Origin of the sequence: Streptococcus sp. NLN76 (genome assembly GCF_015686645.1) — a bacterium.
Lineage (GTDB): Bacteria > Bacillota > Bacilli > Lactobacillales > Streptococcaceae > Streptococcus.
The window spans coordinates 1-8,902 of record NZ_JADPMS010000057.1; the positions used below are offsets into that span (position 1 = coordinate 1).

The window sequence follows — 8,902 nt, forward strand, 5'->3', positions numbered from 1 at the left end:
GCTTTCTCATCTTTATACAATAGAGTTTCCCAAAGAGGAAGTAAGATGAAGGCTGTTATCGCTTGTGCTCATAAGATACTAAGAATTGTCTACAAACTTTTGAAAACACATCAAACTTATGAAGCAGTCAAAGCATTAGGGATGCGGCAACATCCTTAAGACATTTTTAAATATGTTCACCTTAAGTATAACACAGATAGTGTTTTTTTGCGCTTTTTTACTGTGTTATTTTCAAATAAAAGACTATAATTTGCTTAAAACGAAAGAGCTGGTCCTCTAAATAGGAGCCAGAGTAGGAGTGAATATCATGCAGAATAGATGGTCAAAGGAAGAATACCTCAATCGAGTAGATGCTGAACTATTGTTTGAAAAACAACACTGGCTGCTCTTGTTTGGGTCTGTTTTGGTGGGCTGTATTGGCCTCAATCTGAATTCCATACCGATGATTTTAGGGGCCAAACTCCTCTCCCCTTTAATGCCTGCGATCATTGGTATGGGGGTCGGCCTGTCCTGGCTGAATCTGTCCCTTTTTCGACGGGCCTTGAGGATACTGGTCTTGCAAGTACTTGCCGCTATATGCCTGGCCACCATTTATTTTTGGTTAACGCCTCTCAAGGCAGCTGGATCAGAATTAACTGGTCAGGCCTCCCCGAACCTTTGGAATATCCTGATTTCCTTGGTCGGTGGACTGGTCGGGGCTGTTGGAGTTCGGAGAAAAGAAAGAAATCACATAGCGGCTGGTGTGGCCCTGGCAACGTCCCTGGTTCCACCACTTTGTACTACCGGATATGGGATTGCGACTGGTCAGCTGACCTTTGTGAGCGGAAGTCTCTATCTTTTTGCGATTAACATTTTCTTCATTATGCTGGGGCATTATTTGGTCGCTCGATTTATGAAGGACAGTATTCCAAAAAGCCCTCAGGTGTTTGGGGTTTATGCCCTGTTGGCCGTTTTGATTTTATGGCTAGTCCTTCCGGCGAAAAAAGAGTCCGACAAACGAGTCCTCACGGAGGCGGCCCAGACTTTTGTAACTCGTGAGTTTTCCCAGCAAATCGTCCTCAACCAAAGTTTGGATATGGAAAAGCAAGAGTTAGAGGTTGTGGTAACCGGTCCTGCTTTGACCGAGGCAGATATCCGAAAGCTGGAACAGAAGCAGAATGCTTATGGATTGCAGCAAGTCCGCTTAGTTGTGCAACAAGTTGGATCTCCCACCACCAACGATGAAGAAGGTTTGAACAAGCGGATTGCTGATTTGATTGACCAACAAATGGCGGAGAACAATACGGCTACCGATTAGAAGAGATGGAATTGTACCCAATCGTAATGATGAAACATGTAGGATGTATTTATGAATGTAAAGAAAATTGGAATTGTCAACCTCTCCAGTGGAATACTTGGGGAAGACTTTGTTGCCCATGAACTAGAACTTGGCCTACGGCGTCTAGAAGAATTAGGACAGGAGGTCGTCTTCCTTCCCAATGCTCCTAAAGGCTTGGATTATTTAGATCAGCATCCAGAAGCGCGTGCTCAGGATATGTTGGATGCCTTTTCCGATCCTTCCCTGGATATGATTCTTTGTGCCATCGGAGGTATGGACACCTACCGGCTCTTACCCCATCTTTTTGCCGATGATCAGCTTATGAAGGTTCTTTCTCAGAAGATTTTCTTGGGATTTTCAGACACAACCGCTAACCATCTCATGCTGCATAAGCTAGGCTTACCGACCTTCTATGGTCAAGCCTTTCTTCCAGATATTTGTGAACTAGCTCCGGATATGCTTCCCTATACGCGTTCTTATGTTGAGGAACTTTTGGAAAAAGGAAAAATTGAGGAGATTCACCCAAGTCCGCTTTGGTATCAAGAAAGGGAGGACTTCAGCCCCGCTGGTCTAGGTACATCTATGCCTTCTCATCCGAATCAAGGTTTTCTCCATTTGCAAGGACCCAGCACCTTTACGGGTTCCATCCTTGGAGGCTGTCTAGAGTCTCTGTATGAAATACTAGTGGGAGGTCGCTTCCCGGGTCAGGCAGAGCTTTGCCAAGAATACCACCTCTTTCCTTCTTTGGAGGATTGGACGGGAAAAATTCTCCTCCTGGAAACCAGCGAGGAAAAACCAAATCCAGAAGATTTTGAGAAGATGCTCCGTAAATTGAAGGAGTATGGTCTTTTTAATGTTGTTACTGGACTACTGTTTGGAAAACCACAGGACCAGGCCTACATGGACGACTATCATCACATTTTACGGGAGGTCATTGACAATCCAGACTTCCCAATTCTGGCAAATATAAACGTCGGCCATGCGACTCCACGCTGCATCATTCCATTTGGAGTAGAAGCGCAAGTGGATGCTGGGGACCAGGTCATTCGCTTTCAAGATTAGAAAAAGAGGTGGGACATATCCAATCCTACCTCTTTATTTTCTATTTTTCTTCATCCGGTGTTAAAACCATTGGAATGATAATGGGTTCACGTTCAGTATTTTCATAAAGGAAAGGCCGTAGGGCGTTGACAATCGCTCCGTTAACGGACTGAATGCTGGCTTCTTTATTTTTCAAAGCAATGCGAATTGCGTTGAAGAGGATACGTTGACTTTGGCGAATGAGGTCACCAGATTCACGCATATAGATGAAACCACGGCTAAGGATATCTGGACCTGCCAGAATCATCTTACTCTTGAAGTCAACGGTTGCGACAGCCAAGACGACACCGTCCTCGGACAAGTCTTTCCGATCCCGAAGCACGGCAGCTCCGATTTCTCCGATGCGGTTTCCGTCCACGTAAATATCTTGGGCATTGAAATGGCCAGCGATGCGGGCGGAATCTGCTGTGAGGGCTAAGACGTCCCCGTTTTTCATAATAAAGACATTGTCTTTCTCTACGCCTGTGTCAACAGCGAGTTGGGCATGGATTTTTTGCATGCGGTACTCACCGTGTACGGGCATAAAGTATTTTGGCTTAATTAAGCGAAGCATGAGCTTTTGCTCCTGCTGACCACCGTGTCCGGAGGTGTGGATGTTATTGATTTTTCCATGAACAACTTCAACACCGGCTTCGATGATTTTATTAATCAGCTTATTGACACTTGTAGTGTTTCCAGGAATGGGGCTGGAAGAGAAGATGACCGTATCACCTGGTTGCAGTTGGACTTGACGATGGGTACCGTTTGCGATTCGGGAAAGAGCGGCCATGGATTCTCCCTGGCTACCCGTACACATAATCAAAATTTCTTCCGCAGGGTATTCCTTGATTTCATTCGGTTCAATGAAGGTTCCTTTCGGCACCTTGATATAACCGAGTTCAATTCCGTTGGCGATAGCCTTCTCCATAGATCGACCAAAGACGACAATTTTACGTCCGGTCTTGACCGCAGCTTCCGCAGCCTGTTGGAGACGGAAAATATTGGAGGCGAAGGAGGCGAAGATAATCCGTCCGTCAATGTCCTCGATAATCTTCATAATGGATTGACCAACCACTTTTTCAGAATTGGTAAAGGTTGGAATTTCCGCATTGGTAGAATCAGAAAGGAGGCACAAAACGCCAGATTCTCCGATTGCGGCCATGCGATGTAAGTCCGCTGGTTCCCCTACAGGGGTAAAGTCAAATTTAAAGTCTCCGGTACAGACAATCTTCCCTTGAGGGCTATGAATCACAATTCCTAGAGGTTCTGGAATGGAGTGAGTAGTACGGAAGAAGGTGGCTTTGAGATGTTTGAATTGCAACTCACTGTTGTGGTTAATTTCAAAGAGTTTGGCATCTCGCAAGAGTCCATGTTCTTCTAACTTTCCGCGGATCAGAGCCAAGGCCAAGGGACCGGCATAAATAGGGATGTTGGCTTGCTTGAGAAGGAAGGGGATACCACCGATGTGGTCTTCGTGACCATGGGTGATGAGCACCCCTTTGACACGGTCAATGTTGTCGACGATATAAGAATAGTCAGGGATGACGTAATCAATCCCTAAAAGATCGTCTTCTGGAAACTTAATCCCGGCATCGACGATGAGGATTTCATCTTGGTACTCAATCCCATAGGTGTTTTTCCCGATTTCACCGAGACCACCAATGGCAAAAACCCCAACCTCCTCTTTTTTTAGTTGGTAGCTCATGATGGGAACTCCGTTAATTCGAAGTTAGCATTCTCTTTCTCATAAGCTAAGTGGTTTTCAGAGAGAGCCTCAATCAACTCGATGTTGTAGTCGGTATTGTTTTCAACCAATTCTCGGGCTTGAATGCGACCTTCCAATTCAGTTTTAGCATCGATATCGAGATAGAGTGAACGAGTTGACTCACGACGTGGGCTGCGGTCTTTGACTTCTTGATAGTAAACTTTAAAAATCATAGGTTTCCTTTCTAGTTATTGCGCCTTTTCATAAGAAAAGGAAGGAGGGGAACTTCAGAAGATCCGGCTCCTTCCTCTCTGAATCGCTAAATTTTGTTTCGTTGCAATAATGCTGATTATATCATAAAATAAAAGGGATTATCAAGTAAGGACAATAGAATCAGATGAAAGTTTTATCCCTGGATACCTCTAATCAGGCCTTATCAGTGGCCCTGCTAGAGGAGGACAAAATGGTCGGGCAAGTGACCCTGGCCCTTAAGAAAAATCATAGTATCACCTTGATGCCCACCATCGACTATCTTTTTCAATCTTGTGACTGGCTACCAGCTGATTTGGATCGGATTGTGGTGGCCTATGGACCGGGTTCTTATACCGGGGTTCGAATTGCCGTGACCACGGCCAAGGTTCTGGCTCAGACGCTAGGGGCAGAGTTGGTGGCTGTATCGAGTCTACGGGCTTTGGTTCCCGACTATGTGAGTGGGACTGTGGTGGCCTTGATGGATGCTCGCCGTCAGCATGCCTATGCTGGTTTTTACCAGGATGGTGTGGCTTTTCAGGAGGAGGGCTACTATGCTATGGAGGAAATCCTTAGGTTGGTTGCGGAGCAAGAACAGGTGACGTTTGTGGGAGAAGTGGCAGCCTTTGAGACAGCCATCCGTGCGGCGCTGCCTGAGGCGCGTATTTTGCCGACATTGCCAGATGCAGTCCTTCTGGCTCGGATGCCGGATGTGAAGCTTGTGGAGCCGCATGCCTTGGTCCCCAACTATCTCAAGCGGGTTGAGGCTGAGGAACAGTGGTTGAAGAAGCAGGGCTCAGAGGCTTCGGATGCGTCTTACATTAAACGCGTATGAGGGTGGTGACAAGTCAAGAGGTCTTTGACTTTCTGAATCAGGTGTATTCAGCTGGTTCTCCTTGGACGGAGGAGATGATTGCCCGAGACCTGGAGCGGAACGACACCCATTTTTGGACCCTCTATAAGGGAGCGGAGTTGGCGGCTCTTTGTGTTGTGCAAGATTTGGCTGGGGAGCGGGAGATTTTGCAGGTAGGGGTACTGCCTACTTTTAGGGGGCAGGGGCTGGCCCGTGCTCTACTCTTGTCGCTCCCCGGGGAACAGCCTTATTTTTTAGAAGTAAGAGAATCAAATCAGGCGGCGCGTGGGCTTTACGAATCACTTGGATTTGTGGAGGTTGGGCGGCGGCCGAACTATTATCGGAATCCTGTGGAGGATGCGATTTTGATGAAGGGAGAGTTGTATGGACGAGAAAATCATTCTGGCTTTTGAGACTTCTTGTGATGAGACCAGTGTGGCGGTCTTGAAGGAGGGGCGCTTGGCTTCGAATGTGATTGCCAGTCAGATTGAGAGTCACAAGCGTTTTGGTGGTGTGGTGCCAGAGGTAGCCAGTCGCCATCATGTTGAGGTTATCACGGCTTGTATTGAGGAGGCCTTGAAAGAAGCTGAGGTTGAGGCAGATGATGTGGATGCTGTTGCGGTAACCTATGGTCCTGGTTTAGTGGGAGCTCTCTTGGTCGGTTTGTCGGCAGCCAAGGCTTTTGCTTGGTCTCATCAGTTGCCTTTGATTCCGGTCAATCACATGGCGGGGCATTTGATGGCGGCTCAAGATCAAGCGGAATTGAAGTTTCCATTGATGGCGCTCTTGGTTAGTGGCGGTCATACCGAGTTGGTTTATGTCAAGGAGCCAGGGGACTACCGGATTGTTGGGGAAACTCGAGATGATGCGGTGGGAGAAGCTTATGACAAGGTTGGTCGTGTAATGGGGCTTACCTATCCGGCGGGTCGGGAAATAGATGAATTGGCTCATCAAGGCCGAGATGTCTACGATTTCCCCAGAGCCATGTTGCAAGAGGATAACCTTGAGTTTTCTTTCTCTGGATTAAAATCTGCCTTTATTAATCTTCATCACAATACGCAGCAAAAAGGAGAAGAACTCAATCAGGCAGACCTAGCGACCTCATTCCAAACAGCTGTCCTCGATATCCTACTTGGGAAAACCAAGAAAGCCTTGGAGCGGTACCCGGTCGAAATGCTAGTGGTAGCAGGAGGCGTGGCTGCCAACCAAGGACTCCGTCAGCGTCTTGCAGAAGAAATCACGGATATTCCAGTAGTTATCCCCCCCCTACGTCTCTGTGGGGACAATGCTGGCATGATTGCCTACGCCAGTGTCAGTGAGTGGAACAAAAAGCATCTAGCGGGGATGGACCTCAATGCCAAACCAAGTTTGGCCTTTCCAACTATGGATTAATTACAGAGGTCGGAACGCCCTCATGGGTGTCTGTCCTAGTCTCTTAAAGAACATTGCAAAAAGACTCCGTTCAACTCTGTATGAGAAGTTGAACGGAGTCTTTTAACCTTTTATTCCTTTTTTAGTCATAGGAAATAGAGGAGCCTGCAACCCAGCCGGAGGCGAGGGCACTGGTGATATTGAAGCCGCCTGTGTGGGCGTTGATATCCATGACTTCCCCAGCAAAGTGGAGGCCGGGAACAAGTTTGCTTTCCAAGGTTTTGGGATTGATTTCTTTGAGGTCAACTCCTCCTTTGGTCACAAAGGATTTGGCTAAGGACATTTTCCCGGTCACGGGAATCTGAAGGCCCTTGATCTTGTTGAGAACGTGCTCCCAATCTTTGGTTGGGACCTGTTTGATAGGAAACTCAGCTAGATTCCCAAGGAGGAAGAGTGCCAGGCGTTCTGGTAGGAGGGTTTTGAAGAAGTTCTTGGCTTGTTTGTCACGGTTCTGCTCCAAGAGGTTCACAAGTTCTTCCTTGGGCCGGTCAGGGAGCAAGTCCACTTCAATGGTCTCCCCTCCTTTGATGAAGGAAGACATCCGGAGAGCTGCTGGTCCTGATAGGCCAAAGTGGGTAAAGAGGAGGTCGTGACGAATTTCGCGTTTGCCAAGTTTGAGGATGACTTCGTCAAGGGAAATTCCTTGTAATTCCTTATGCGGAAAGTCTGTTAGAACAGGGCTTTCCGCAGCTTCCAGGTCCGTAATGTGATGCTTGAAATGGCGTGCTACGTCATGGCCAAAACCGGTCGAACCTGTTGAAGGATAGGATTTTCCACCGGTTGTGACAATGAGACGTTGGCAGGTCCACTCTTGATCGGCGGAGCGGAGATGGAAGACTTCGTCCTTTTTCTTAACCGACACAATTTCCGTTTGGGTCAGAATGGACGCCCCCAGTGACCTGATTTTATTCTCCAAGGCTTCAATGATGGTACGCGACTTATCGCTTTTTGGAAAGACCCGCCCATGATCTTCGACCTTAAGCTCCACTCCTTCTTCTTCAAAAAAACGAATAATGTCGTGGTTGTCAAATTGGGAAAAGACGCTGTATAAAAAACGGCCATTGCCAGGTATGTTGGCAATGAGATCGTCTAAAGTCCCGTTGTTGGTCACATTGCAGCGGCCACCGCCAGTTCCGGCTAGCTTCTTGCCTAGGCGACGGTTCTTGTCGATGAGGAGGGTCTCTTGGCCATAATAGGCACTTGCGATGGTGGCCATCATGCCTGCAGGCCCGCCACCCAATACAATCGTTTCAAAATGCTTCATACAGCTATTGTATCATAGGTTTTTAGAAACTTCGGAATATTTGACAGTCCAAGTGGGATGTGATAAGATTTAGATACCAAAAAAGAAAAAGTAAAAGTTACATTGAGGGTCTTATGGCAATTGAGAAAACCGTCAGCGAACTTGCTGAAATTTTAGGAATCAGCCGCCAAGCCGTTAATACCCGTGTCAAAACCCTCCCACCTGAGGATCTGTCTAAGAATGAAAAAGGCGTGACGGTTGTTACACGGAGTGGCTTGATTAAGCTAGAAGGTATCTATAAAAAATCCATTTTCGAAGATGAGCCAATCAGCGAAGATGCTAAACAAAGAGAAATTCTACAAATATTGGTGGATGAGAAGAACGAAGAGATCACGCGCCAAGAAAGAGAAATTGAACGGCTTCATGAGCAATTGAAGTCCAAGGACGAGCAACTCAGGACCAAGGATTCGCAAATTGCAGAGAAGGACAAGCAGTTGGACCAGCAACAGCAACTAACCCTTCAGGCCATGAATGACAAAGATACCTTGAAGTTGGAATTAGATGCGGCTAAGAAACAAGTCGAAGAGCAGCAGACTAGAAAAGGCTTCTGGTCTCGCCTATTTGGAAATTAGTCAAACTGAAAAGCAGTCGGACACGAGTCGGACTGCTTTTCAGTTGGTTAAATTTGTGGAAGCCGAAGGGTAGTGCAAGATCCGTGACCTACCAGGCTTTCGACAAAAAGGTCTCCCCCTAATTGTTGGGCAAGCTCTTTGGCTTTGTAGAGGCCGAGCCCATGACCACTTTTATACTCATTGCATTTTAAATCTGACTTTGTCAAGCCTCTTCGGTGAACTTCACGACAAACGCACGAAAGATTCTAGTAGATTTATTCCCTACTAGAATCTTTTTTAAATTAGTACTCTTAAAAATTTATCGAATACCATACTCAAATGGAACTTCTTTCGTCTCATACTCATATCTTTACCAACATCAAGATTTCTTAACACACTCAAACAAAATTTG

General features: G+C 46.7%; 9 protein-coding genes and 1 pseudogene. 6 read left to right on the plus strand and 4 right to left on the minus strand.

All coding sequences use genetic code 11. From position 1 onward, the window contains the following. Positions 1 to 307 precede the first annotated feature (307 nt). Together I1A59_RS08510 and I1A59_RS08515 are read left to right on the plus strand one after the other, a co-directional pair. A complete protein-coding gene (locus tag I1A59_RS08510) occupies positions 308 to 1,297 on the plus strand; it encodes a DUF389 domain-containing protein (RefSeq protein ID WP_196092349.1) in 990 nt (329 codons plus the stop codon). Between the two features lie 51 nt (positions 1,298 to 1,348). After that, positions 1,349 to 2,380, plus strand: a complete 1,032-nt coding sequence (locus tag I1A59_RS08515; protein WP_196092350.1) for a S66 peptidase family protein — start codon at positions 1,349 to 1,351, stop codon at positions 2,378 to 2,380. Between the two features lie 40 nt (positions 2,381 to 2,420). Here the strand turns inward: I1A59_RS08515 and I1A59_RS08520 are convergent, their stop codons facing one another. Next, positions 2,421 to 4,103 carry a ribonuclease J gene (locus tag I1A59_RS08520; RefSeq protein ID WP_196092351.1) on the minus strand — a complete coding sequence of 561 codons (1,683 nt, stop codon included), beginning with the start codon at positions 4,101 to 4,103 and terminating at the stop codon, positions 2,421 to 2,423. Beyond that, the gene (locus I1A59_RS08525) at positions 4,100 to 4,336 is read right to left on the minus strand and encodes a DNA-directed RNA polymerase subunit epsilon (protein ID WP_196092352.1); all 237 of its coding nucleotides are present in this window, start codon (positions 4,334 to 4,336) and stop codon (positions 4,100 to 4,102) included. Before I1A59_RS08525 ends, I1A59_RS08520 begins: the two co-directional genes overlap by 4 nt. A gap of 164 nt (positions 4,337 to 4,500) precedes the next feature. Between I1A59_RS08525 and tsaB the strand changes: the two genes are divergently transcribed. From tsaB to tsaD, 3 genes are read left to right on the plus strand one after another with little or no spacing between them, the layout of a single operon-like run. Then, on the plus strand, positions 4,501 to 5,187 hold the full coding sequence (gene tsaB, locus I1A59_RS08530; RefSeq protein WP_196092353.1) for a tRNA (adenosine(37)-N6)-threonylcarbamoyltransferase complex dimerization subunit type 1 TsaB: 687 nt from the start codon (positions 4,501 to 4,503) through the stop codon (positions 5,185 to 5,187). A gap of 5 nt (positions 5,188 to 5,192) precedes the next feature. Continuing rightward, complete coding sequence (gene rimI / locus I1A59_RS08535) at positions 5,193 to 5,618, plus strand: ribosomal protein S18-alanine N-acetyltransferase (RefSeq protein WP_348769638.1); 426 nt, start codon at positions 5,193 to 5,195, stop codon at positions 5,616 to 5,618. After that, positions 5,590 to 6,597, plus strand: coding sequence for a tRNA (adenosine(37)-N6)-threonylcarbamoyltransferase complex transferase subunit TsaD (tsaD, locus tag I1A59_RS08540; protein ID WP_196092355.1), 1,008 nt, complete (start codon positions 5,590 to 5,592; stop codon positions 6,595 to 6,597). The genes rimI and tsaD overlap by 29 nt, the downstream gene beginning before the upstream one ends. 121 nt (positions 6,598 to 6,718) lie before the next feature. On the opposite strand, the gene I1A59_RS08545 is transcribed toward tsaD, so the two are convergent. After that, positions 6,719 to 7,900, minus strand: a complete 1,182-nt coding sequence (locus I1A59_RS08545) for an NAD(P)/FAD-dependent oxidoreductase (protein WP_196092356.1) — start codon at positions 7,898 to 7,900, stop codon at positions 6,719 to 6,721. Between the two features lie 113 nt (positions 7,901 to 8,013). Between I1A59_RS08545 and I1A59_RS08550 the strand changes: the two genes are divergently transcribed. Next, entirely contained in the window at positions 8,014 to 8,511 is a 498-nt protein-coding gene (locus I1A59_RS08550) for a DUF536 domain-containing protein (RefSeq protein ID WP_196092357.1), read from the plus strand. A 47-nt stretch (positions 8,512 to 8,558) separates the two neighbouring features. Here the strand turns inward: I1A59_RS08550 and I1A59_RS08555 are convergent. Beyond that, positions 8,559 to 8,678, minus strand: a pseudogene (locus tag I1A59_RS08555) (ATP-binding protein); the annotation flags it as partial. Between the last annotated feature and the right edge of the window lie 224 nt (positions 8,679 to 8,902).